Source organism: Methylocystis sp. Se48 (assembly GCF_056269425.1).
Map to the genome: position 1 here is coordinate 2,780,010 of NZ_CM149850.1, position 23,412 is coordinate 2,803,421.

Consider the following 23,412-nt stretch of genomic DNA (forward strand, 5'->3'; position numbering starts at 1 on the left):
CAGACATGGATCGGGACACGATAGGCGAACTCGCCGACTCCGCCCCCCTCCCGGGCGACGCCGCCGAACTGACCAGCTCTCCGCCCGAAGCCGCCAAAACCACAACGATCTGCGAAAAAGCGCTCGTCGTCACGCAGGGCAAACACCGCTTCTACTCGCTCGTCCTTCCGAGCACGCTGCTCGGCGAAACCTGCATGGTCGAGCCCCGCGTCGAAAATCCGATCGACGGCTTTCAGCGCCTGCTCGACGAGCGCCGGGCGAAATCCATCGCCCGCTATGTCGACGCGGGTTTCGGCACGGTGCCGGGGGCCGTGGTGCTCTCCGCGCAGGCGCGGGCGCATCTGCACTTCGACAAGGAGGCGGGCGCCGTCAGCTTTCGCAAGGATCCGAAAGCCTTCCTGATCATCGACGGCCAGCATCGCGTCTACGGCTTCAAGCTCGCGAAAACTTCGGTGAACGTGCCGGTCGTCATTTACAACAAATTGACCCGCGCGCAGGAATGCCGCCTCTTCATGGACATCAACACCAAGCAGCGGCCCGTGCCGAACGAACTGCTCCTCGACATCCGCCGCCTCTCCGAAGTGGAGACGGAAGCGGAGGCGTTGATGCACGACGTGTTCGACCTCTTCACGACGCGCGAGGACAGCGCGCTCGCGGGCTTCCTGAGCCCCGCCGAACGCAAGAAGGGCATGATCTCGCGCGTCACCTTCAACGCGGCGCTGCGCGCCATCCGGGGCGCTTTCGCCGGCGCGCCCGCAGAGGAGGTTTACAGCGTCCTCAACGCCTATCTGCGCGCCTGCCGCCATGGGCTCGGGCTGCACGCGATCGACGAGAACATCGCCAATCCGGTGCTGTTCAAAGCGCTGATGCTGCTCTTCACCAATGTCGCGGAACGCGTTGCGGACCGGCATGGCGGAAAATATACGGTCGGCAATTTCGAGGATGTGCTGATCCCCTTCTTCCGGCGTCTGAAGAAAACCGATCTGCCGCGCGCCGGCATGACCCACATCGTCCTGCACGAGCACTACAGCAAGGCGCTAAGCGCCGGCTTCCTGCTCAAACAATGGCTCTTCGCCTGAGGCGCGAGACGCGGACATTTCCGGATGGCCGCGCAGGGTCAGACCATGCTCGGTCTTGTCCCAATGGAACGGCCGTCGCCACAGTTCGAAAAAGGCCCGCCAGCAGGCGATGCTGAGCATCAGCAGCCACGCCGGCAGATAAAGCAGCGCGTATCGGTGAACGAAGAGCCTGCGCCGGTAGAGGCCGACGACAAGCGGGGCGAACAGCGCGGCGGTCCCCGACAGGGCGAGAAAGCACCAGAGCGTGCTGCAGGCGATTTCGAAAACCGTCTGCGGCGTCAGCAGCGCGCCGAAGAGCGCGTCATAGAACAGCCGGCTCATCAGCAGCGGCCCCGTCAGAGGCCCGAGAACGCCGCCTGCGAACATGGCGAGCGTCGCCAGCGCGCGCCGCCAGCCGAGATCGGCGACGAGCCGCGCAGGATGGCGGCAATGCACCAAAGCTGTCTGCATCCACCCCTTGAACCACCGCGTGCGCTGTTTCACGAGCGCGCGAAAAACGGCGGGCGCTTCCTCAAAGGTTTCGGAGTCGAAGGTCCGCACGCCATAGCCCGCGCGCGCGAGGCGCAGGCCGAGATCGGCGTCCTCGGTGACGTTGTAGGCGTCCCAGAATCCGATTTCGCGGAGCGCCTCAAGGCGGAAATGGTTCGACGTGCCGCCGAGGAAGATCGGCAGCGCCATCGCCGAGAGCCCCTTGTTGTAGACGTCGAAGAGCGCCGCATATTCCAGCGCGAACATGCCCGTCATCCAGTTGAGGCCGCCATTGTCGATGACGAGACTCGCCTGCAGGCAGGCGACGTCTTGCGGCAGCCGCGCGAAACGCGCCGCCGCGCGCCGCAGCTGCCGCGGGTCCGGCAAATCCTCCGCGTCGAAGACGGCGACGAGCGCGCCGCGGGCGAGCGGCATGGCGATGTTGAGCGCGCGCGGCTTCGTGCGCGGAGCGCCTTCGGGCGCCACGACGATCTCGTGCGGCGCGCGGGGCGGATGCGCGCGCAGCGCCGCCGCCGTCGCCTCGTCGTCGCGCTCGACGACGAATTTGATGTCGAGCTTGGCGCGGGGATAGTCCAAGCGGTCGATAGCCCGGGAAAGTTGCCGCGCCACCGCAGCCTCCTTGTAGAGCGCGACGACGACCGTATAGACGGGCAGCCGCACGTCCTCGAGCCAGCCGCCGCGGGCCTGCGGCTCGAAACTCGCGGCGCAGGCGAAGAGCCGCAGGAAGACGCTCGCGAGAAAGGCGACGGCGAGAAGAAAGGCGGCGGCGAACGCAGGCGCCTGAAGCGGCGCGAAGAGGCTCCCCACAAGGGACGCGAAGACGAGCGTCGCAATCGCGAGCGGCCGCCGCCGCAGAGAGCCGCGCACGCAGAGGTCGCGATCGGCGCGCTCGGCGGAAAAACGCGCGGCGCGGGCGGCGGCGAGCGGATTGGCGCGGCGCAGCGCCGCGACGAAAGTCGATCGCGTCGCGACGGCGAAAAGCGGACGGCCCTTCGCATTGCGCGCGGCGCTCATCAATTGGCGGATTTCCGCGCCTGCGGGCGCGAACAGCCAGCGGACGCCGGCTCCCTCCTCGCGCAGCCGCGCATAGCCGCGCCCCGCCGAGGCCAGCGCTTGGGGGGCAAGTTCGAAGCCGCCGTCGAGAAAGGCGACGCGCAAATGATCGGCGAGCGCGCGGTAGAAGACGTCTTCGGCGACGATCCCTTCGGCGAGAAGCGCGGCGTCGGCCGAAACCCCCTGCCGCCGCGCCAGAGTGGCCGCGTAACGCAGCGCCTCCATCGGCACGCCGTACTCCTCAAGGAACCCGATTTCGACCGGGATCGCCCGCGCCTCGGCGCCTTGTGTCCGGGAATGACGGCGCGTCTCCGGCGGCCGACGACGGGGGGCGCGGCCATGGTCCGGCCCAGAAGGGACGGAAGCGACGGAAAAACTGTCGACCGGCGCCGTGCTCATGAACTAAAACTCGAAACATGAAAACTGGCTTGACCTCGACTATGCGCCCCGGTCCCGGCCGTTTGCAACAATTTTATCGGTTTTTTCAACCGCCGATCGGAGGGCGCATGCGCCGACTGCGCCCGAGCGTGCTAACCGCGATGGCCGCGGCGTTTCTTTCAGCCGCCGCGGCAAGCGCCGCGCCCACTGCGCCGCAACCTGTCTCTCCGCCCTCCTTCTTCGATCCCCATCGCCCTCTGCAAAAGCCGGATCTCTCGGGAATCAAGCAAATCCGTTTCCTGACGGAGGACGACTTTCCGCCGTTCAACTTCCTTCTCGGAGACGGGCAGCTCGCCGGTTTCAACGTCGACCTCGCGCGCGCGATCTGCGCCGAGCTCGATCTCCCCTGTACGATCCAGCGACGCAGCTGGGATCTGCTCATCCCCGCACTCGACGACAACAGCGGCGACGCCGTCATCGCGTCGCTCGCGATCAATGACGAAACCCGTAAACGGGTCGATTTCAGCGCGCCCTATTTCCTCACGCCCGGCCGCTTCGCCATGCTCGTGGACACGACGCTCAAATCCTCGTCGCCGGAGACGATCGGCGACCGCAAGATCGCCGTCGTCGCGGGCTCGCGGCACGAGGCCTTTCTGAAAGCGCTTTATCCGCAGGCCGCGCTCGTTCCCTACGAGACGCCGGCGCTAGCCCGCAACGCGCTGAAAAACGGCAAGGTCGCCGCCCATTTCGGAGACGCGATCAGCCTTTCCTTCTGGCTCAACGGCTCGGAGGCCGGGGGCTGTTGCGCCTTCAAGGATGGACCTTACACAGACCCGCGCTTTTTCGGGGAGGGCGTCGGCGTGGCCGTGAAGAAGGGCAACAATGCGCTGCGCCGCGCCCTCGATTACGCCCTCGCGCGCCTCGACCGCCGCGGCGTCTTCGGGGAAATCTACCTCAAATATTTCCCCGTCGGCCCTTTTTAGCAGGCTGACGCGCGCCGCCACGCTTCGGCAACCCGCGCGCCGTTTCCCTTCACGCTTTTTCGAAGAGTTCGGCTATCGCGCCGCGGACCCGCTCGATTTCCGCAATCAGTCGCGCGCATAGCGCGTCGGCCGCGGGATCGCCCGCGCGTACCGCCGCCTCATAGGCCTCGGCGGCTGCGCCGGTCGCGAAGGCCCCGACGGCGCGGGACGAGCCCTTGAGGGTGTGGGCGAGGTCGACGCGCGAGGCCTCGTCGCCGCGCGCCCTGGGCTCGGCCAAACGGGCGGCGAACTGCGCGGCCTGCCGCGCGAACATCGTCAGAAGCTCGGTCTCGAGCGAGTGATCCCCGAAGGTCTGGCGCGAAAGATGCACCAGATCGAGGACAGGCGCAGGCGCGCGCTGCTCCAGTTCGAGACAGGCGCCGTTATGGTTAATCTCGGCGGGTATGGCCATGATCGTCGCTCCAAACCTCCGCGCCCGGCGTTTCCCGCTTCAAAAACGCCACGCTTACAAAGCTATGTGGCGTGTCCGCGGCCGCCTTCCAAGGGCGCTTGGAGCAAGCCTCGCGCCCACTCCTGAAGTCCGCGTTAACGAAGTTTCGGATTACGGCCCGACCCCATGTTTCAATTACATGTGATGGGCTGTAATGTTTGGTTAATCTTTTGAGCGCCCGTCCCGCGGTGCGCAGTGTGGAGCGGCGCGCCTCGCCGCCGCTCGGAGAGTCTGGCGATGTCGAAATCGGGAAAGATTCAGGACGCGGCGTCGGCCGCTCTGTCGGCGATCGAGGAGGCGCTCGATCTCGGCGCTCCTCCGGCGGCGGAGGCCGGGAGTCCCAAAGAGGGACAGGCGACGGCCCAGGCTGAGCCCGCCGCGCCGGATCCGGTCTCGCCCGAGGATCGCACGAGCGGCTCGCCCGCCGCGCGAAAGAGCGAAACGCCCAAGCCTTCGCCGCTCGTCGGCCCGCCGCTCGCGCCGGCCAACGACGACCGCCGCACCGTGGGCGAATTGCGGGCGGCCCTCCAAATCCAGCCGAACCGCTCGATCATGGCGATGACTTTCGCCTCCATCGCGCTCTGGGCCGTGTGCTGGACTCTGTACGTCTATTTCCACCAGGGCGACATCCTCGAAGCCGATGGCGCGCTCCTCGCGCCCAAGCCCCTGCTGACCATCGCGGCGCTCGTCGGACCGACGATCTTTCTCTTCATCACCGGCCTGATGGCGCGCCGCGCCCATGAAATGCGGCTCATCGCCAATTCGATGACCGAAGTCGCGATCCGTCTGATCGAACCCGAGACCATTGCGACGGAACAGGTCGTGTCGCTCTCGCAGGCCATCCGCCGCGAGGCCGCCTCCATGGGCGACGGCATCGAGCGGGCGCTGGCGCGCGCCGGCGAACTCGAAGTGATCGTGCGCACCGAGGTCGCGAATCTCGAGCGCTCCTATTCCGAGAACGAACGCCGCATCCGGCTGCTGATCGACGAACTCACGCGCGAACGCGAGGCGATCGTCGTCAATGCGGACAACGCCCGCACCGCCCTGTTCGGCGCGCGCGACGCGCTCTCGCAGGAACTCGCGGCGACCTCCGCCCATCTCGCGGAAGCGGTGAGCGATGCGGGTTCGCGCGTCACCTCCTCGCTCGGCTCCAAGGGCGAGGAGATCAGGCTGGCGCTCGAGAAGGCCGGCGACAGCTTCGAGACGACGCTCGCCTCGCACGGCGACAAGGTGATCGGCGTGCTGACCCAGACCGGAGACGCCGTCGCTCAGAAGATCGCCGTCGCGAGCGAGGACGTGAGCCGCCGCTTCACCGACGGCGTCGAGGAAGTCGGCCAGAAGCTGCAAACCGCGAGCGAGGCGCTCGCGGTCGAGTTCGGCGTGCGCGGCGCGACCATTCTGAACCGTTTCGAGGAACTGGGATCTAATTTCACCCAGTCGATCGGCGAACAGGGCGATCGTATCGTCGTCCGTCTCGCCGAGACCGGAGGCGTCATTCACGAAACCATCGCGACCCATGGCGGCGCGCTCGACAAATCCCTCGCCGAAACGACCGAACGTTTGGCGACGCGCGTCGGCGAGCAGGTCGAAAACGCCCGCGCCGCTTTCGAGTCGGCGGAGGCGCGCATTCTCGGCCTGATGGAAAACGCGACCCGCAAATCGCACGAGGAATTCGAGCAGCGCGGCAAGGCGATGCACGAAACGCTCGCGCGCAGTCTGAGCGAAAGCGCGGCGTCCCTCGTCGAGCAGGCGGATTCGCTGCAACAGCGTTTCGCCGCCGCCGCGGGCGACGCGGTCACCGCCATCGGCGCGCATGGCGACCGCGTCAACGAGACGCTCGCCGACCGTCTGCAAAATTTCGAGACCATGGTGCTCAAACGCGGCGAGGAAATCGCCGAGCGGGTCGCCGAACGCGGCGGGCAGATCGAGGCGACGCTGAGCGAGCGTCTCGCCGCCTTCGAGGACGCCGTGGTGCGCAACAGCGCCGACGCGGCGCTGCGCGTGGCGGAGCATGGCGACCGCGTCAGTGCGGCGTTGAGCGACGGGCTCGCGGCCTTCGAGGAGACCTTCACGCGCCAGGGCGAGGAAATGACCGCCCGCGTTTCCCAGCACGCCGAGCGCGCGTCCTCGACGCTGTCCGAGCGCCTCGCCGCCTTCGAGGACGTCTTCGCCACGCGCGGCGAGGAACTGGCCGCGCGCGTCACGGAGCACGGCTACCGTGCGACGAATACGCTGACCTCGCGTCTCTCGGAATTCCAGGACGCGATGGCCCGCAGCGCCGCAGACGCGGCGTCCCGCGTCTCGGAACACAGCGATCGCGCGACGGCCGCCCTGACCGGACACATCGCCGTCCTCACCGACACGATCGCGCAGCGCAGCGACGAGCTCGGCGCCCGCGTCTCGGAGCACAGCGGCCGCGCGACGACGACGCTCACGGAAAGGCTCGCCGCTTTCCAAAGCGCGCTCGAAACGCAAACCGAGCTGGTCGCGGCGCGCGTGTCGGAGAACGGCAGTCGCGCCGTCAGCGAGATTTCGCGTCAGGTCGCCTCTTTCGAGGCGGCCGTCGCGCATCATGGCGAGGAGATCGCCGCCCGCGTTTCCGAACACGGCGAACGGGCGACGTCCATTCTTTCCGAGCAGCTCGCCAGTTTCGAACAGACCGTCGCCCAGCGCGGCGAAGAACTGACCGCGCGCGTCGTGGAGCATAGCGACCGCACGGCGGAAACCCTCACGGAGCAGCTCGCCGCCTTCCAGAACGCGATCGTTTCGCAGACCGACGACGTCGCAGCCCGCGTGGCGGAGACCGGCGCCCGCGCGACGGACGAGCTGACGCGGCATGTTGCGGCTTTCGAAACCGCCGTGGCCGCGCGCGGCGAGGAAATCGCGACGCGCGTCACCGAACATGGCGACCGCGCGCTCGCTAATCTCTCGGTTGGTCTCGCCACGCTCGAAGACGCGATCTTGCGTCAGAGCGAAACGGTCACGAGCCGCGTCGCGGAATATGGCGAACGCGCGAATTCGGAAGTTTCGCGCCGGCTCGAAGCCTTCGAAGGCGCCGTTGCGCGCCAAGGCGCCGATCTCGCCGCGCGCGTCGCCGAACACGGGGAACGCGCGACCGCCGTTCTCGCGGATCGTCTCGCAGCCTTCCAGGAAGGTCTGACGAAAAGCGGGGCCGACGCCGCCGCGCGCGTCGCGACCGAAAGTGAACGCGCCGCGGCGCTCGTGGCTGACCGCCTCGCCGCCTTCGAGCAAACCGTCGCGACGCAGGGCGAGGAATTGTCGACCCGCGTCGTCGAACATGGCGAGCGCGCGACCGCCCTGCTCACGGAACGCCTCGCGGCCTTCGAGGAAACGCTCACGAAGAACAGCGCGGGCGCCGCCGCGCGCGTCACGACCGAGAGCGCGCGCGCCGCCGCGCTGGTGACGCAGCAGCTTGCCGCCTTCGAGCAAACCGTCGCGACGCAGGGCGCTGAGCTCTCGACCCGCGTCGCCGAACATGGCGAACGCGCGACATCGGTTCTGACCGAAGGCCTCGCCGCCTTCGAGGAGCGCGTTTCGCAGCAGGGCGCGGAAGTCGCCGCGCGTCTTGTCTCCGAGAGCGAACGCGCCGCAGCCCTCGTGGCCGACCGGCTCGCCGCCTTCGAGGAAACCGTCGCGTCGCACAGCGATGAGCTTGCCGCCCGCGTCGCCGAGCATGGCGAGCGCGCGACGGAGACTCTCACGCAACGGCTTGCGGCCTTCGAGGAAAATCTGACGAAGAACAGCGCCGACGCCGCCGCGCGCGTTGCGACGGAAGGCGAGCGCGCCGCCGCGCTGGTGACGCAGCAGCTCGCCGCCTTCGAGCAAACCGTCGCGTCGCATGGCGAGGAGCTGACCGCCCGCGTCTCGGAACATGGCGAGCGCGCCCGGTCGACGCTGACCGAACGGCTCGCAGCCTTCGAGGAGACCGTCGCCCGCAGCAGCGAAGATGTCGCCGCCCTCGTCGCGTCGCATGGCGAACGCGCCACGTCGGAGCTGACGCGCCAGATTTCGTCCTTCGAGGAAGCGGTCGCGCGCCAGAGCGAGGAAGTCGCATCGCGCGTCTCTGAACACGGAGACCGCGCCCTCTCCAATCTCGCCACGGGTCTCGCCTCTCTCGAGGACGCCATTCTTCGGCAAAGCGAGACCGTCGTGGCCCGCGTCGCCGAACACGGCGAAAAGGCGACAAGCGCCGTCACACAAGGGCTTGCGGCTTTCGCAGACGCCGTCGCGCGGCACAGCGGCGACGCCGCCGCGCGGGTCGCCGCCAAGAGCGAGGAAGTCAGCGCCGCCTTCGCGCAGGGTCTCGCCGCCTTCGAGGATACGTTCCTGCGCCAGGGCGACGAAGTCGCGCAGCGCGTCATTGACCACACTTCGACCACCGGCGACGAACTGCTCGCGCGCCTGCAAGCATTCGAGACCGCCGTACGGCAGGCGAACGCGGAAACCCAGAAGCGCATTGCGCAGGAAACCAACCGCATCGCCGGCACGCTGACGAATGGCGTCGGGGCCTTTGAGTCCTCGGTGAAGCGTCACAGCGAGAACGTCGCGTCGATCGTCGCCGATCATGCGCGGCGCGTCGACGAATTGCTCGGCGAGCGGATGACGGCGCTCGAGAATGCCGGCATGCTCGTCGCCCAGACCATGGAGACGACGCGCGAACGCGCCTTGCAGGAATTCGAGGCCCATGGCGCCGCGTTGCGCGAAAACCTTCAGCGCAGCGTGGAGGATGCGACCTCGGCCCTCGCCCAGAACGCCGAGACCATGCACGAGCGTTTCGCGACGACGGCGAGCGACGCGGTCGTCGCCATCGCCACGCAGGGCGAGCGGCTCAACGAACTGCTCGCGGAGCGCCTCGTGGCCTTCGAGACCTCCGTGCTCTCTCAGGGTAAGGAAGTCGTGTCGTCGCTCGCCGATCACGGCGAACGCATCGCCTCGACGCTCGGCCAGCAGCTCGGTCAATTCGAAAGCGCGCTGCTGCGAGATGGCGGCGCAATCGCGGATCGCGTGGCGCAACACGCCGCGCGGCTGACAACCGACGTCGCCCAGCGGCTCGACGTCATCGAACAAGTCATCGGCCGCCGCGGCGGCGAGCTGGTCCAGCATCTCGCCGAGCAGACCGAAAACGCCGATGCGCGGATCGGCGCGCAAGCGGAACGTTTCGTCGCGAGCATCGACGACCGCATCAACGCCATCGACCACTCCATCGCGGCGCAGGGCGGCGCCCTCGTCGAGCGCATCGCCGCGCAGGCCGATCATTTCGCCGCGCGCATCGGCGACAATTCGCGCCACTTCGCGGACGAAATCGACGCGCGGCTCAGCGCGCTCGATGACGCCGTGACGATGCGCGGCGGCGCGCTCGTCGACCGCCTCGCGGCGAAAGTCGACGACCACGCCGCGCGACTGGGCGACGCCGCGAGACTGCTGAACCAGGAGATCGACGCCAAGCTCGCGACGATCGACGAAACCATGAAGGCCGAGGGTGGCGCGCTCGTCCAAAGCCTCGCGGCGCAGGCCGACGACATCGCGTCCCGCATCGCCGGCGCCTCAACCCAGCTTTCGTCGGAAATCGAGGCGAAGCTCGCGGCGCTCGACCAAACCGTGACCGCGCAGGGCGGCGCGCTCGTCAACAGGCTCGCGGCGCAGACCAACCAGATCGCGGCGCGCATCAGCCAGAATACGAAACAGCTTTCCGAAGAGATCGACGCCAAGCTCGGCGCCATCGACCAGACGATGGCCGCGCAAGGCGGCGCCTTTGTGGAAAAACTCGCCGAACAGGTCGATCAGTTCGCCGCGCGCATCGGAGACAATTCGCGCCACTTCGCGCATGAGATTGACACGCGTCTTGAATCCATCGACGAAGCCATTTCGGTGCGCGGCGGCAAGCTCGTCAGCGAACTCGACGCCACGGCCGTCTCGGCCTTCTCGCGGCTCGGCGAGCAGGTGACCAAGCTCGCGACGGACGTGAACGAAAAGCTCGCCTCCATCGACGACGCCATCGGGACGAAGGGAGAAGCGCTGGTCGAGAAGCTCGGCGCCCGGGCGCAGGACCTCGCCGCCGTCATGTCGAACAAGATCGAGGCGTTCGAGAGCGTCAGCGACGCGCGCACGAGGGAAGCCGCCGAACGCATCGACGCGCTCATCAAATCCATGGACGCGGGGCTCGGCGCCGGCGGCCAGAAACTCCAGGAGTCGCTCGCCAAACATGCGCTCGAGATCGCGCGCGTGATGGGCGACGGCGGCCGCGAGGTCGTCGAGAAGCTCGACGAAAAGCTAAAGGACGTCGACTCGGTGCTGCTCACGCGCTCCACCGAACTTGCGCAGACGCTCGCCTCCAAGGCGACGGAGATCAACCACACGCTCGGCGGGCGCGCCAAGGAGCTCGCCGACACGCTCGACGGGCGCATCGACCTGTTCGAGAAGAATGTCGTGGAGCGTCTCGGGGCCGTGTCGTCCGAGATCGACGCCCGCGGCCGCGGGGTCGTCGACACGATCAGCGCGCGCCTCGAGGACATCAACCAGACGCTGGCGACCGCGCGCCGCGAACTCGACACGACGCTTCATGCGCGCACCGGCGATCTCGGCCAGGCGCTCACCGAGCGCGTGGCGGAGATCAGCGGCGCGCTGGACGAGCGTCTCACGCAGATCCAGACCGCGCTCGACGGACGGCTGGCGCAAATCCAGACGACGCTGGGCGATCGCGGCGGGGAGGTGACGAAGGAGCTGACGAGCGTCGGCGAGCTCATCGCCAAGACGATCGAGACGCGCGGCGCAGCGATCGTGCGCCATCTCGGCGACAAGCGCGAGGAGCTGGCGCAGGCGATCGACGAGTCGACAGCCTCGCTCGCGGAAGCGCTCGAAGCCGGCGCGCAATCGTCGATCGGCGCGCTCGTCGCGATGAACGAGAAGATCCGCGCCGAGCTGCCGACGCTGCTCGACAAGCTCGGCCAGACGAACACGTCGCTGCACGCCATCATCGACAAGACGGGCGGAAATCTCGTCAATCTCGAACGCGAACTGGGCACGCGCCTCACCGAGTTCCAGGACGCGATCCGCGACGTTTCGGGACAGGTCCGGCAGATCAGCGACGTCGCCGGCGGCACGGTCAGCAATGCGCAAGCCATCGTAGACGCGCTCGGCGAGCGGCAGCAGGCGCTCGCGCAGAGCGCGGAAAAGCTGGCGCAGAGCCAGCAGGCGCTCGACACGGCCTTCGACGCGCGCCGCCGCACGCTCGAAAATCTCGTTTCGCTCGTCGAGAACAAACGTTCGGAGGTCGAGGAGGTTCTCGAGAGCTTCGCGCGGAAGATGGCGGATACGTTTGACGCCATCGAGACGCGCTCGCAACAGATCGGCGGCGCGCTCTCGGAAACCACGGAAGCGACGGCCAAGCTCGTCGAGGCGCGCTTCTCGCACATCCGCTCCGCGGCCGAAGGTCAGCGCGCGGAGACGGAGGAGGCGCTGCGCGCCGCCTTCGTGCAGGCGAACGAGGAAATCGGCCGCCTCTTCTCCGAGGCGACGGCGCGCTTCCAGTCGACGGCGGAGCAAATCCGCGGGCTCTCCCGAGAAATTCACCGAGAACTGGAGGAAACCCGCGAGGAAGTTCGCCGCGGAGCCACTGAATTGCCGCGCGAGACGGCGGAACAGGCGGCAGCGCTGCGTCGCGTCGTCGGCGATCAGGTGAAGGCGCTCAACGAGCTCACCGACATCGTCGCGCGTTCAGGACGCGTCTATGACGTCGCCGAGCAGGCGCCGCCCGTCGCGCGCCGCGCTTTCGAGCCTGCGCCGCGCGCCGAGCCGGCGAAGCCGCGCATGGCGCCGCCGCTGCAGCCGGCGCCCCCGCCCGCGCCGCGCGTCGCCGAACCGCCGCGCGAAACGCAGCAAGGCGGCTGGCTGAGCGATCTCCTCGCCCGCGCCTCGCTGGACGAGACGCCGGCGCCGCGGCCCGGTCCGGGACCGCAACCCGCTCCGCAGGCGCCGCCGCGCAACGCGCGCGCGGCCAACGCCGGCGGGCTAGACAGCCTGACGCTGGACATCGCCCGCATGGTGGACAACGCCGCGGTCGCGGAACTCTGGCGGCGCTACCAGCGCGGCGAGAAGGGCGGACTCTTCGGGCGGCGCCTTTACACGGCGCAGGGTCACCAGACCTTCGAGGAAATCCGTCGCCGCTATCGCGTCGATCAGGAATTCCGCGCGACGGTCGACCACTATGTCCGCCACTTCGAGGAATTGCTGGTGGAGACGAGCCGCGGAGACCGCGACGGCTCCAAGTCGCTGGACCTGCTCACCGGCGACGCCGGCAAGGTTTACACCATGCTCGGCCACGCGGCGGGACGCTTCGACTGAAGCGCCCCGCCCTGAGGGCTCAGGGAAGCGCGCCGATCGCCTTTTCGAAGGCGGCTTCGGCGCGCAGGCTGTCAAGATCGCGCCCGAGCGTCGCGACCGCGAGTTTGCGGTCGCCCTTGAAGTAGGTCACCGCGCAATCGCCCGACGCCGGATCGCCCGAGACGTCCGCACGGTCCCATGACGGCGCGTGGCCAACATACGAGATCGTCTGGTCGTAGTGCTGGCTCCAGAAAAAGGGCGCCGCGTCGAAGCGCTCGTTCCGGCCCAGCATGTTGCGCGCGGCGGTCTGCCCCTGCCGTTCCGCGACCGCCCAATGTTCGACGCGGATCAGTTCGCCCGTGATGCGGTCGGGCCAGCGGGCGATGTCGCCCGCCGCGAAGACCTCCGGCGCGCTGGTCCGCAAATATTCATCGACCACCACGCCCTTGTCGACGGCAAGGCCCGCCGACTCCGCGAGCGAAAGATTGGGCCGTACGCCGACCCCGATCACGACAATATCCGCGGCGACGGTTCCCCCGCTTTTCAGGGCGAGGGCGCCCTCCCCGATCTCGGCCGCCATATCTTCGAGATGGAAGACGACGCCATGCGCCTCATGCAGCTTGCGGACATGCGCGCCGAGTTGGGGACCGAGTATGCGCGCCATGGGAATCGCCTCGGGGGCGATAACGTGAACGTCGAGGCCGCGGGCGCGCAACGCCGCCGCGACCTCGAGCCCGATGAAACTCGCCCCGATGACGGCCGCGCGTTTCACGCCGGCCGCGGCCGCCGCAATGCGGTCCGCGTCCGCGAGACTGCGCAGATAAAACACATTCGGCCGGTCCGCGCCGGGGATCGGAAGACGGACGGGATCCGCGCCCGTCGCGAGAAGGAGGGTCTCGAACGAAACGGCGGCCCCGTCGTCGAGCGTCAGACGCTTCGCGCCCACGTCGAGCGACTCGACCTTGCAGCCCAGGCGCAACAAAACGCCATGGTCGCGATACCAGGAGGGATCCCGGAGCGGCAGCCATTCGGGCTGGGCGGTTCCGGCGAGATAATCCTTCGATAGATTGGGGCGGTCGTAGGGCTCGGCGGCGTCGGCGCCGATCATCTCGATCACGCCCTCGTAGCCCTCGGCGCGCAGCGTATGGGCCGCCGCGAAACCCGCGGCGCCCGCGCCGACGATCAGCACGCGGGAGGGCTGGGAAATCGGCGTTCTGGAAGCGGCCTCCCGGATACGCTCGCGCGCGTAGATTTTTCCGTCCGCCGTCTCGACGCGCCAGTGCGGCAGGCCGTCGAAGGCCGGCGCCCGCAGCGCCGAGCCGTCGCGCAGGCTGAAACAGGCGTGATGCCAGGGACAACGTATGGTTTCGCCGACGACGAGCCCCTCCGCCAGCGGCGCGTGATAATGCGAGCAATAGGCGCCGACGACGAAAACCTCGTCTCCCTTGCGAACCATGATCGCGGCCTTTCCGCCGACATGACCGGCAAGGGGGCTACCCTCGGCGACGTCGGCCGCCGCAATTCCCAGCGCGAAATCTGGTCCGCTGGATGTCTGTTCCCCGGACATGGGCCTCTCCCCTCCGGCGGCCGTCTGTCGTGCAGCCGCTTGAAAGGAAGGTGGGACGGCGGCGCGCCTCGGCAAGGCGAATCATTTGGGAACCGAGCGTCGCGCTCCAGCGCCGCTCGAAATCGGCCTTTGGAGCTGGAAGGTTAACAGATCGTGAAATTCAACTGTTTCGGCGACGGCCAAATTGTGACATTCCGGCCACATTCAGAAACACAAATCTTCGACAAAGGCGATTTTGCCTAGGCAATAGGCATTTGCGCGGCACTTAAGCTTGAAGCTCTGCGTGGCTCGCGTTGATATCGGACCAGGTTTCGTCTCCCAGACCGGAGTTCCTGGCATGAAGTGGTACTACCTCCCTGTCGTGACCGCAGCGTCGCTCGCCGCCGGCATGGCCTATGCGGCCGATCTCGGCAAGAAGAAAGCGCCCGCCGTGCCGCCTCCGCCTCCGGCCTGGCTCGATACGCTGAGCGTCGACGGCTACGTCGAGGGCGGCGTTGCGGTGAACTTCAATCAGCCCTTCAACAAGCTGAACTGGGGACACCTCTACACCGACCGCGCGAACTGGCCGACCTTCAACGGCGCTGTCCTGACCGTTCAGCGCCCGCTCGACCCGGAAGCAAAGGGATACGACTTCGGCTTCAAGGTCCAGGCGCAGATCGGCGAGGATATGCGCTATAATCATATCATCGGAACGTCCGAATACTGGATCCATGACCGCACCCAGTTCGGCTTCCTTGAAGCCAATGCGCAGGCGCACCTGCCCTGGCAAAGCTATATCTCCGAAGGCGGCGTCGACGTGAAGGTGGGCATGTTCCCGACCTACAACGGCGCCGAGGTGATGTATTCCAAGGACAATCTGTTCTACTCGCACTCCTACATCTTCAACTTCGGGCCCTTCCTTCACACCGGCGCGATGGTCGCGACCCACGTTCGCGATTGGCTCGACATTTATACGGGCGTCACGACCGGCGTGAACACCTTCATCGGCTGGCCGGGCGACAACAACGCCTCGGCGTCCTTCCACGGCGGCTTCGGCCTCAACCTGCTCGACGGCAACCTCACCACCATGGCGATCGTCCACCATGGCCCCGAAAACCCTATGCAGCGAGGCAATCCGTTCCTGCCGTTCTCACCCTTCCCGGCCGACCCGAACTGGCCGGCGCTCACCTGGCCGAACACCAATCTGGCCTGCGCCTGTAACGCGAACACGGCGAACCGGACCTACATCAACCTGACGACCACGTGGAAGGCCACGGAAAATCTCACGTTCATCACGGATATGGCGTACAATCGCGAAAGCGGCTGGAACCCGATCTCCACGACCGGCCTCGACGCGAACACGATCGCGGCGCTCGATGGAACGTTCGGCACCAATTTCGCCGGCGCGCCGCTGAAGCCGCAGGGCGCGGACTCCTACGCCATCGCGCAATACGCCTCGTACAAGATCAACGACCTCTTCAAGGTTAACGGCCGTATCGAATATTACCGCGACAACAAGAACTTCTTCGTCGCCGGCTTCCCGGGCTACTTCGATCTGGCGAACCTGATCCACGGCTTCCCGTGCTACTCCTGCCAGTTCGCGCCCAACGCTCCCGGTGTGATCGGCCTGTCGGGCACGAGCTATCTGGCGCTGACCGCCGGCGTGACGATCACCCCGGAAATCCCGAAGCTGCCGGTCATTTCGGGCCTGATCTTGCGTCCGGAGTTCCGCTGGGACACGACCGTCAATGGCGCGAACGCCTTCTTCGACCGGAGCGGCAACCGCGTGAATTCGCAGGGCATGTTCAATATGGATGTGATCATCCCCTTCTCCCTGCTCTGAGCGGCCTCGGGACGATCATCCAACAGAAAGGCCGGCGACCGCGCGTCGCCGGCTTTTTTGCGTCCGCGACCCCGATCAGCAGCGGCCGCTCCAATGGCGGATGCCGCGGGTCGCCTCCGTCGGGCTGTTCGTCGTGAAGCAGCTGTGGCTTTCGACGGCGGGCGCCTCCTCCGCGGCTGACGGAGCGACGGCATAGAAGTCGCGCGCCTGATGATGCGCGCCGCCCTGCCTGAGGCCGTTGTCGCGCGCTTCAGCCGCGCCGAGCGCCGCAAAGGAAAAGAGGGCGGCCAGAAAGATGCGAGCGCGGAATCGCAATGACGACATGAGAAGCTCCCCTGAGAAATCTGATGATTGAGGAGCCCTTCGGCTCTCAAGTTAGGCAGTGATTGCCTATACGGCAATCACTATGCCGTTTTTATAGACAGATTTGTGCCACAGAGAAAGAACCAGCCAAGACCACAAATTCAAACCACGCTGGATCCAAAGATTCTCGCCGCGATGAGGCCAGAAATATTCCAGAAACGCTTCAGAAACAATGCGACAGAAGCAAATCAATTTAAAAACAATAGGTTTTATTGAGGCGGCTCTTCCGGGGGGCTTTCGTCCCTCACGATTATTTCTACGTCGGCGTCCTTCGTCGACTGGACTCGAAATGTGTTCTGGTACGTTTTTCCGTCATGCCGCGCGATGGCGACATATTCGCCCTCGGCCAAGACGAGCGAGGGAAAGGCGCCGATCAATTCGCGGATCACGTCGCCGCCCGGAGTCAGAACGGAAAAGCTGGTGTTAGCCAGCGCCTCCCCGCCCGGCGCCTTCACGAGCTTAAGGGTAATGGTGGCGGCGTGGTGCTTCAGCGTCGCCTCAATCAGCTTGCCCGCAGGCACCTTGAGATCCGCCGTGACGACCGAGTTGGTGGCGTTGTTGCCGCCCTGAGCGCCCTGCGTCGTGTCGAGCAGGGTCGAAACGACGTGATACAAGCCCTCGGGCAGACAGATCGCCTCGTCGGCCTTGGCGTTGGCCAATATCAGCTTCGCCTCCGAATTCCCGCGCTCCGGCACATAGATGGAGATCGACAGGCGCTGTGGCGGGATTTTCGCCTCCCCGAGCATGTCGACGAGCTTCAGCCCTCCGGCGTTGAGGGGCACGCGCTCGGAAACGCTGCGGCCTTCGACGACCACGCGGCGCGTGACGCCTGCAAGGCCGTAGGCGGCATGAACGACATAAACGCCGTCAGGCAGCGGCAGCGTCGGCGTCGCCTCCTCCGATTGCGCGACAAGCTTGTGCGAGCCGTCGGGCTGGGCGGCCTCTTCGAAGATTCGCCAGACGATGCCGGAACGGACGGGCTGCATGTCGCCGGCGGCAAGCGTCGCGCTGAGCCGCAGCGTCGACATGCCGTCGGCATTGGCTGGCGGCGGAGCGGGCGCTGCAGGGGCGGTTTGGGCCGGGGGCGGCGCGGCGGGGCGCTCGCCGCTGCTGGACGGCGGATGGTGGCCCCGGCGCGCCTGAGCGGGCGCGAGCGCGCTCGCGAGCGCGACCGCGACGAAGAAGAGGCGGCTGGCGCCGCGAGGGAATTTCTGCGTCATGTCGCCCGTTCTATGGCGCCGAAGTTGGCCTTTTGTCGATCAAGACGCGCGGAAGATCGCCTCGATGGGGCCGATCTCTTCCGGGCGCCGGGTCAGCATGCCCGCAAAACCCTCGCGCCGCGCCGCGGCGCAGGCGGCGTCGATCCCCGCCTCGCTGCGCCGCGGCGCGGACTCGAGGGCGGGAACCCCCGCCGCGGCTGCGCCGAGAAGAAGCAGCGCGCGCGCAAGCGCCCCAGCCTGCGGGCCGCCCGGCAATGGCGTCGCGTCGAGCGCCAGGGCCGCGAGCCGCGGCGACGCCCCCGCATAGCCGCCAAGCGCGAAAACGCCCGCCGGCGTCTGCGCCGCGAGCGCGACAATGCGTGTCGCGCCCTCGGGAACGCCCGCCAGCGCTTCCCGCGCCGCCAGCTTGACCGACAGGCGCTGTACGTCGGCGCGACCTTCGCAGGCTTCGAGAAAGACGCCCGTCGGCAGGTCGTCCGTCAGAGCGTCCAGATCCGCCTCGACAGCCGCGCTTCCCGCCGACGCGATTTGCACGAAGAGCGCCGGGCCGCCGGGACAGCGCGTTGCGGCCCCGAGGAGGGCGCGCGCCTGCGCCCGGGCCGCTTGCCGGGCCGGGCCCTCCTCAGCCGCGCCGAGGTGAAGGAGCAGCGCGGACGCGCCGCTCGCGAGGGCGGCGGAAAATGCAGCGGGCGCGCCGGCGTCGACGATCAGGACGCCGCGCATGTCACAAATTCAGTTACGCGCATCGCCCCCTCTTTAAGCAGGCATTTACCATAAATCGCCATCATACCTTCACTGTAATTCGCGGCGTGACGAAGAGGGTCAGGCGTCCAATGATCGTGCGGAATTTCCTGTCATGGGCGCAAACGGCCAATGCGGCGCAACGCGCGGAGGGCGCCGGCGCGCTGGCGCGCGCCTATCTCTACTCCGATCTCGAGCCTCAGGCGCGCCGCGAAACCGAAATCGCCCTCATGTCGTTGCTCGACGACCCGTCGCCGCTGGTGCGTCGCGCCCTCGCCGACAATTTCGCCTCCGCCGCCGACGCGCCGCACGCCATCGTCTCGGCGCTCGCGAGCGACCAGTCCGACATCGCCGCGCCGGTGCTGTCGCGCTCGCCGCTGCTCACCGATGCCGAACTCATCGACTGCGCCGCCATCGGCGACGCCTTCGCGCAGAGCGCCAACGCGCTGCGCGCCCGCGTGCCGGCCGGCGTCTGCGCCGCGCTCGCGGAGGTCGGCGCGCGGGAAGCCGCGATCTCGCTCGCTGTCAATCCGGGCGCCGATCTGCCGGAATTTTCCATGCGCCGCATGATCGAGCGCTTCGGCGACGATGGCGAAATGCGCGAGGCGCTATTGTCGCGTCCCTGGCTGCCAGCGACTGTGAAGAACGAACTGGTGACCGCCGCCGCCGCCGCGCTCGGCGCCTTCGTCGTCGACTGCGGATGGCTGTCGAGCGAACGCGTGGACCGGCTTGCGCGCGAGGAGCGCGACAAGGCCAATGTCATCATCGTGGCGGAGACCGTCGAACGCGATGGCCGGCACGGCGTGCGCGACCTCGTCGCGCATCTGCGCGCCTCGCAGCAGTTGACGGCGAGTCTCGTGCTGCGGGCCCTGCTTTCCGGCAATCGCGACCTGTTTGAGGCCGCGCTCGTCGAACTGTCCGGCCTGCGCGAGGACAAGGTGGCCGGGTTCTTGCGCGATTTCCGCGGCGCCGGCTTCGCCGCGCTGTACGCGCGCGCCGGACTCCCCGAGAAATTCCTGCCCGCGTTCCGGGCCGCGCTGGAGGCCCAGCGCGAATATGGCTCTGCGCATGGCGGAGAGGCGCGGCTCTCGCTCGTGATGATCGAGCGGGTGCTCACCGCCTGCGAAGAGATCAACCGCGGCGAACTCGACAGGCTGATGGCGCTCCTGCGCCGTTTCGAGATGGAGGCGGCGCTCGAGGAGGCGCGCGTCGAGGCCGCCCGACTCGCGGCGGAAGCAGAGGCCGCCCGCATCCTCGAAAGCACGCCCGCGCCGGACATCGTCGCACCCGCCGCCTTCAACGACGACGCGGCTGATCTCGCCCCGCCGGTCGAAATCGACGTCGCAGCCCTCGAGGCGGAGTTGATGCCGGAAGCGGCCTGAAAGCGGCGGGAAACCGGGCGGCGCGCCTTGTCTTCTCCGTCTCGCCGCAGGTCATTCCCGCGAACCGGCCGTCTCCAACACGAAGCGCTCCAGCTCTTCCGGCGAGCGATAGCGGATCCATTTCCCTGTCGGATAGGCGACGGCGACCGGCCCATGCTGGCATTGGCCGAGGCAGCCGGACTGCGACAGGCGAACCCCCGCGCGCTGCGGCGCCGGAAGCGCGTTCACGGCCGCCTTGGCGCGCGCGAGCGCGTCCTTCGCGCCGTGGTCCTCGCAGGCGGGCCGGCCGTCGCGCTTGTTCGTGCAGACGAAAACATGAAGCCGAAAAGGTTCGATCTCGGACAAGGCCTCGAGGCTCCTCAATAGCCGAACTGCTCGCGCAAAATCCGCTCCTCCAGCGAGTGGCCGGGGTCGTGCAGCAGCACGAGATTGGCGCTGTGGTCCATCTCGATGTCGACGAAAGCGAGGTCGCGGAACTCGTCATGGTCGGCGACGACGGAAACCGGCCGCTTCGCCGATTCCAGCACCTCAATCCTGACCTTCGCCGCATCGGGCAACAGGGCGCCGCGCCAGCGGCGGGGACGGAAGGCGGAAATCGGCGTGAGCGCCATCAGCGGCGCGTCTAGCGGCAGAATCGGACCGTTCGCCGACAGATTATAGGCCGTGGAGCCCGCCGGCGTGGACACCAGCACGCCGTCGGTGATGAGTTCGGGAAGCCGCTCCTGCCCGTTGACGAGAATGCGAAGCTTGGCGATCTGCGAGGTCTGGCGCAGCAGCGACACCTCGTTGATGGCGTGTGCGGAAAATTCGTCGCCATGCACATTGGTGGCGTGCATCAGCAGCGGATGAATGATCGACGGCTTGGCGTCGGCGATGCGCTTGCGCAGTCCCGTCTCGCGATACTGGTTCATCAAAAAGCCGACGGATCCGCGGTTCATGCCATAGATCGGCTTGCCGGAATCCATGTAGCGGTGAAGCGTGCGCAGCATCAGCCCGTCGCCGCCGAGCGCGACGATGCAATCGGCCTCCTCCGGCGGGACGTCGCCATATTTTTCCGCCAGCCGGCGGCGCGACTCCTCCGCCTCTGGCGTGCCGGAGGAAAGAAAGGCGAGCTTCTTGACCGTATTGGCGGCGTCACCGGATGCGCCCATCGCGACGGATGTCCCTGCTGCGCCGGCGCGACGAAGGGCGCGGCTTCGAGCGACTCGCATACACCGCCGCGCCGCCGTCGAAAACGGGGCGGCGAAAAAAACGCCAAATGAACGCAATTTTAATTGAATTGGAAAATCTTGTTAAATTCAGTCGATTTATCACTGCGGATGATCAATCCGAGGAGGGGTCCGGAGCCCTGGTCGGCATGTCGAAAATCGCCTTCATCGCGAGTTTTCTCGCGGCCTTCATCACGATGGACGAACAGTTTTTCAACGGAGACACAACCCGGGCCGCCTGGCGCGGGATCAATTACACGGCCCAGGCCGCGCAAACGCAGATTGAGCGCTGGGTGCGACCCATCCGGCGCTAGCTCTCGTCGCGCCAAAGCCAGGCGGCGCCGCGCACGCCGCTCGAATCCCCGTGAACATTGCGCAGAATCAGAGTGTCCAGCGCGTCCGAGAAGGCATGGCGGGCGACATGCTCCGTCAGCCCTTCGTAAATATAGTCGACGTTCGACACGCCCCCGCCCAGAACGATGACATCCGGATCGAGAATATCGACCGCCATGGCGAGCGCCCGCGCCAGCCGGTCCCGATAGGCATCGAGCGAGGCGCGCGCGGCCGCCTCCCCCGCTTGCGCGCGGGCGGCGATATCCCGGCCTGTCGCGACGGCGCCGACGCGGGCGCGGTAATCATGCGCCAGCCCCGGCCCGGATAGAAAGGTCTCGATGCAGCCGTCGTGGCCGCAAAAGCAGCGGCGGCCGGGATATTCGTCGCGCGTCATCCATGGCAGCGGCGCATGCCCCCACTCGCCGCCGATATGATTGCGGCCCGAGAGGATTTTTCCGTCGACGACGATCCCGCCCCCGACGCCGGTGCCGAGGATGACGCCGAAAACCACGCGGGCGCCCTGTCCCGCGCCGTCGACGGCTTCCGAGAGCGCGAAGCAATTGGCGTCGTTCTCGACGCGGACGGGCCGGCCCAGCGCCCGCGCGAGATCCCGATCGAGCGGCTTCCCGTTGACGACCTGCGTGTTGGAGCCTTTCGCCAGACCCGTATGGGTCGAGATCGAGCCCGGCGCGCCAACCCCCACCATGCCGCGCCGGTCGGTCTCCATCTCGATGTCGCGCACGAGTGCGGCGATGGCGCGCACGATTTCCGAATAATCCTCCGCTGGCGTCGCAACGCGGCGGCGGGCGAGAACCTCGCCGCACGGGTCCAGCGCGATCGCCTCGATTTTCGTGCCCCCGAGGTCGACGCCGATGCGGATGGACTCGAAGCTCATTTGCGTCGCGCGCGGTCGAGATGCTGCGCTTGTCGCAGGGCGTCCTCGGCCGCGCCGTCGATCTGGGCGGAATCGACATCGAAATCCTTCGTCGCCGCTCCGGCGAGAAGGACGCCGGAGAGATCGGCGCCCGAGGCGTCCGCATTCACGAGATTAGCGCCGGTGAAATCAGCGCCGGCGGCGTGCGCGAAACGCAGATCGGCGCTCATGAGATTGGCCTTGCGCAATTGCGCGCCCTCGAGAATCGCGGACCGCAGCACCGCGCGCATCAAGCCCATCGACTGATTCTTCATATCCGCCGACAGATCCGCGCCGTTGAATTTCGCGCCGCGCAGGGAGGCGCCCGTGAGGTCGCCCGCGACCCGCGCGCCGGAAAAATCGGCGCCGTCGCCGCGCACGCGCTGCATTTGGGACGCGAACGCATGGGCGCCCTGGAGCGACGCGCCGGTCAGATCGGCTTCGAGCAGCCAGGCCTGATCGAGGATCGCGCCGTCGAGCTTGGCGCCCGAAAGGCGCGCCTTGTTGAGCCGCGCCGCGCGGAAGTTCGCGCGGGAGAGATCGAGCCCCGAAAGATCGAGGCCGTTCAGGCTCTTGCCGGAAAAGTCGGTCTTGCCGGCCTTCACCGCCGCCTCGACCTCCGCACGGGTCATTTCCGACTGGGAATAGGCGGCCTGCGACAGGTCGACGCCCTGAAGCATGTCCTGTGCGCGAAGGGGCGCGGGAGAAAGAAGGAGCGCCGCCAGAGCGGCCCGCGCAAAGACCCGCATGTTCATGCCTCTCGCGTTGCGGCGCCGGCCGGCGCCCTTGCTTGTTGAATCCATTTTTTTCCGCTCGACGCGGCGGGGCGCACGATTTCTCGTCGCGTCGCCGACGTTGCGCGTTTCGTTTCGATCATAATGGAAGACGCCGGGCGCGTGCAGTTTTTCCTGGCGCCGGCGGCCGCACCTCGAAACGGACCGGATCCTCCGGCCTTGCGCGCGTCGGCGGACGCAAAATGGGGCGCGGCGAAAACCGCGCCCCTAGGGATAGAGAAGAGAGTCCTGGGTCTGATCAAAGACATAGGCGCCCG

16 protein-coding genes are annotated in these 23,412 nt (G+C 67.4%); 6 read left to right on the forward strand and 10 right to left on the reverse strand.

Features of this window, described 5'->3' with window-relative positions; genetic code table 11:
* The first annotated feature begins 5 nt into the window (after window positions 1-5).
* Window positions 6-1,079 carry a DGQHR domain-containing protein gene (locus tag ACV959_RS13620; RefSeq protein WP_475737119.1) on the forward strand — a complete coding sequence of 358 codons (1,074 nt, stop codon included), beginning with the start codon at window positions 6-8 and terminating at the stop codon, window positions 1,077-1,079.
* Here the strand turns inward: ACV959_RS13620 and ACV959_RS13625 are convergent.
* Window positions 1,038-3,020, reverse strand: a complete 1,983-nt coding sequence (locus ACV959_RS13625; RefSeq protein WP_475737120.1) for a glycosyltransferase — start codon at window positions 3,018-3,020, stop codon at window positions 1,038-1,040. The genes ACV959_RS13620 and ACV959_RS13625 overlap by 42 nt on opposite strands.
* A 107-nt stretch (window positions 3,021-3,127) precedes the next feature.
* Here ACV959_RS13625 and ACV959_RS13630 point away from each other — a divergent pair, with 107 nt between their 5' ends.
* Window positions 3,128-3,982, forward strand: coding sequence for a transporter substrate-binding domain-containing protein (locus ACV959_RS13630; RefSeq protein WP_475737121.1), 855 nt, complete (start codon window positions 3,128-3,130; stop codon window positions 3,980-3,982).
* Window positions 3,983-4,031: 49 nt separating this feature from the next.
* Here ACV959_RS13630 and ACV959_RS13635 read toward each other — a convergent pair whose 3' ends face one another.
* Entirely contained in the window at window positions 4,032-4,433 is a 402-nt protein-coding gene (locus tag ACV959_RS13635) for an Hpt domain-containing protein (RefSeq protein ID WP_475737122.1), read from the reverse strand.
* A 276-nt stretch (window positions 4,434-4,709) separates the two neighbouring features.
* On the opposite strand from ACV959_RS13635, the gene ACV959_RS13640 reads away from it, so the two are divergent.
* Complete coding sequence (locus ACV959_RS13640) at window positions 4,710-12,833, forward strand: apolipoprotein A-IV repeat region-like domain-containing protein (protein WP_475737123.1); 8,124 nt, start codon at window positions 4,710-4,712, stop codon at window positions 12,831-12,833.
* Between the two features lie 19 nt (window positions 12,834-12,852).
* Here ACV959_RS13640 and ACV959_RS13645 read toward each other — a convergent pair whose 3' ends face one another.
* Window positions 12,853-14,379: an FAD-dependent oxidoreductase gene (locus ACV959_RS13645; RefSeq protein WP_475737124.1), complete on the reverse strand. Its 1,527-nt coding sequence runs from the start codon at window positions 14,377-14,379 to the stop codon at window positions 12,853-12,855.
* 337 nt (window positions 14,380-14,716) lie between these two features.
* On the opposite strand from ACV959_RS13645, the gene ACV959_RS13650 reads away from it, so the two are divergent.
* Complete coding sequence (locus ACV959_RS13650) at window positions 14,717-16,201, forward strand: outer membrane beta-barrel protein (RefSeq protein WP_475737125.1); 1,485 nt, start codon at window positions 14,717-14,719, stop codon at window positions 16,199-16,201.
* A gap of 75 nt (window positions 16,202-16,276) precedes the next feature.
* On the opposite strand, the gene ACV959_RS13655 is transcribed toward ACV959_RS13650, so the two are convergent.
* The 3 genes from ACV959_RS13655 to ACV959_RS13665 all read right to left on the reverse strand — a co-directional run bounded on the left by ACV959_RS13655 (window position 16,277) and on the right by ACV959_RS13665 (window position 18,507).
* Complete coding sequence (locus ACV959_RS13655; RefSeq protein ID WP_475737126.1) at window positions 16,277-16,525, reverse strand: hypothetical protein; 249 nt, start codon at window positions 16,523-16,525, stop codon at window positions 16,277-16,279.
* 248 nt (window positions 16,526-16,773) lie between these two features.
* Window positions 16,774-17,784, reverse strand: coding sequence for a hypothetical protein (locus tag ACV959_RS13660; RefSeq protein ID WP_475737127.1), 1,011 nt, complete (start codon window positions 17,782-17,784; stop codon window positions 16,774-16,776).
* A gap of 39 nt (window positions 17,785-17,823) precedes the next feature.
* Window positions 17,824-18,507, reverse strand: coding sequence for an aldolase/citrate lyase family protein (locus tag ACV959_RS13665; RefSeq protein ID WP_475737128.1), 684 nt, complete (start codon window positions 18,505-18,507; stop codon window positions 17,824-17,826).
* Between ACV959_RS13665 and ACV959_RS13670 the strand changes: the two genes are divergently transcribed.
* A complete protein-coding gene (locus ACV959_RS13670; RefSeq protein WP_475737129.1) occupies window positions 18,465-19,907 on the forward strand; it encodes a DUF2336 domain-containing protein in 1,443 nt (480 codons plus the stop codon). The genes ACV959_RS13665 and ACV959_RS13670 overlap by 43 nt on opposite strands.
* Before the next feature lie 51 nt (window positions 19,908-19,958).
* On the opposite strand, the gene ACV959_RS13675 is transcribed toward ACV959_RS13670, so the two are convergent.
* Both ACV959_RS13675 and ACV959_RS13680 read right to left on the reverse strand, forming a co-directional pair.
* Complete coding sequence (locus ACV959_RS13675; protein ID WP_475737130.1) at window positions 19,959-20,252, reverse strand: (2Fe-2S) ferredoxin domain-containing protein; 294 nt, start codon at window positions 20,250-20,252, stop codon at window positions 19,959-19,961.
* Window positions 20,253-20,266: 14 nt separating this feature from the next.
* On the reverse strand, window positions 20,267-21,058 hold the full coding sequence (locus ACV959_RS13680; protein ID WP_475737131.1) for an NAD kinase: 792 nt from the start codon (window positions 21,056-21,058) through the stop codon (window positions 20,267-20,269).
* Between the two features lie 8 nt (window positions 21,059-21,066).
* Between ACV959_RS13680 and ACV959_RS13685 the strand changes: the two genes are divergently transcribed.
* Window positions 21,067-21,429 (forward strand): hypothetical protein, encoded by a 363-nt coding sequence (locus ACV959_RS13685; RefSeq protein ID WP_475737132.1) that lies wholly within the window; start codon window positions 21,067-21,069, stop codon window positions 21,427-21,429.
* Here the strand turns inward: ACV959_RS13685 and ACV959_RS13690 are convergent.
* Together ACV959_RS13690 and ACV959_RS13695 are read right to left on the reverse strand one after the other, a co-directional pair.
* Window positions 21,426-22,343, reverse strand: coding sequence for an ROK family protein (locus tag ACV959_RS13690; protein ID WP_475737133.1), 918 nt, complete (start codon window positions 22,341-22,343; stop codon window positions 21,426-21,428). The two genes, ACV959_RS13685 and ACV959_RS13690, sit on opposite strands and share 4 nt — an antisense overlap.
* Window positions 22,340-23,116 (reverse strand): pentapeptide repeat-containing protein, encoded by a 777-nt coding sequence (locus tag ACV959_RS13695; protein ID WP_475737134.1) that lies wholly within the window; start codon window positions 23,114-23,116, stop codon window positions 22,340-22,342. The genes ACV959_RS13690 and ACV959_RS13695 overlap by 4 nt, the downstream gene beginning before the upstream one ends.
* Window positions 23,117-23,412 lie beyond the last annotated feature (296 nt).

What these genes read in the sequence shown, in the direction of transcription:
- ACV959_RS13680 (WP_475737131.1), bottom strand. Translation starts at nt 21,058, where the DNA reads ATGGGCGCATCCGGTGACGCCGCCAATACGGTCAAGAAGCTCGCCTTT.
- ACV959_RS13695 (WP_475737134.1), bottom strand. Translation starts at nt 23,116, where the DNA reads ATGAACATGCGGGTCTTTGCGCGGGCCGCTCTGGCGGCGCTCCTTCTT.
- ACV959_RS13685 (WP_475737132.1), top strand. Translation starts at nt 21,067, where the DNA reads ATGTCCCTGCTGCGCCGGCGCGACGAAGGGCGCGGCTTCGAGCGACTC.
- ACV959_RS13640 (WP_475737123.1), top strand. Translation starts at nt 4,710, where the DNA reads ATGTCGAAATCGGGAAAGATTCAGGACGCGGCGTCGGCCGCTCTGTCG.
- ACV959_RS13665 (WP_475737128.1), bottom strand. Translation starts at nt 18,507, where the DNA reads ATGCGCGGCGTCCTGATCGTCGACGCCGGCGCGCCCGCTGCATTTTCC.
- ACV959_RS13660 (WP_475737127.1), bottom strand. Translation starts at nt 17,784, where the DNA reads ATGACGCAGAAATTCCCTCGCGGCGCCAGCCGCCTCTTCTTCGTCGCG.
- ACV959_RS13630 (WP_475737121.1), top strand. Translation starts at nt 3,128, where the DNA reads ATGCGCCGACTGCGCCCGAGCGTGCTAACCGCGATGGCCGCGGCGTTT.
- ACV959_RS13620 (WP_475737119.1), top strand. Translation starts at nt 6, where the DNA reads ATGGATCGGGACACGATAGGCGAACTCGCCGACTCCGCCCCCCTCCCG.
- ACV959_RS13645 (WP_475737124.1), bottom strand. Translation starts at nt 14,379, where the DNA reads ATGTCCGGGGAACAGACATCCAGCGGACCAGATTTCGCGCTGGGAATT.
- ACV959_RS13625 (WP_475737120.1), bottom strand. Translation starts at nt 3,020, where the DNA reads ATGAGCACGGCGCCGGTCGACAGTTTTTCCGTCGCTTCCGTCCCTTCT.
- ACV959_RS13635 (WP_475737122.1), bottom strand. Translation starts at nt 4,433, where the DNA reads ATGGCCATACCCGCCGAGATTAACCATAACGGCGCCTGTCTCGAACTG.
- ACV959_RS13650 (WP_475737125.1), top strand. Translation starts at nt 14,717, where the DNA reads ATGAAGTGGTACTACCTCCCTGTCGTGACCGCAGCGTCGCTCGCCGCC.
- ACV959_RS13670 (WP_475737129.1), top strand. Translation starts at nt 18,465, where the DNA reads ATGCAGCGGGCGCGCCGGCGTCGACGATCAGGACGCCGCGCATGTCAC.
- ACV959_RS13655 (WP_475737126.1), bottom strand. Translation starts at nt 16,525, where the DNA reads ATGTCGTCATTGCGATTCCGCGCTCGCATCTTTCTGGCCGCCCTCTTT.
- ACV959_RS13690 (WP_475737133.1), bottom strand. Translation starts at nt 22,343, where the DNA reads ATGAGCTTCGAGTCCATCCGCATCGGCGTCGACCTCGGGGGCACGAAA.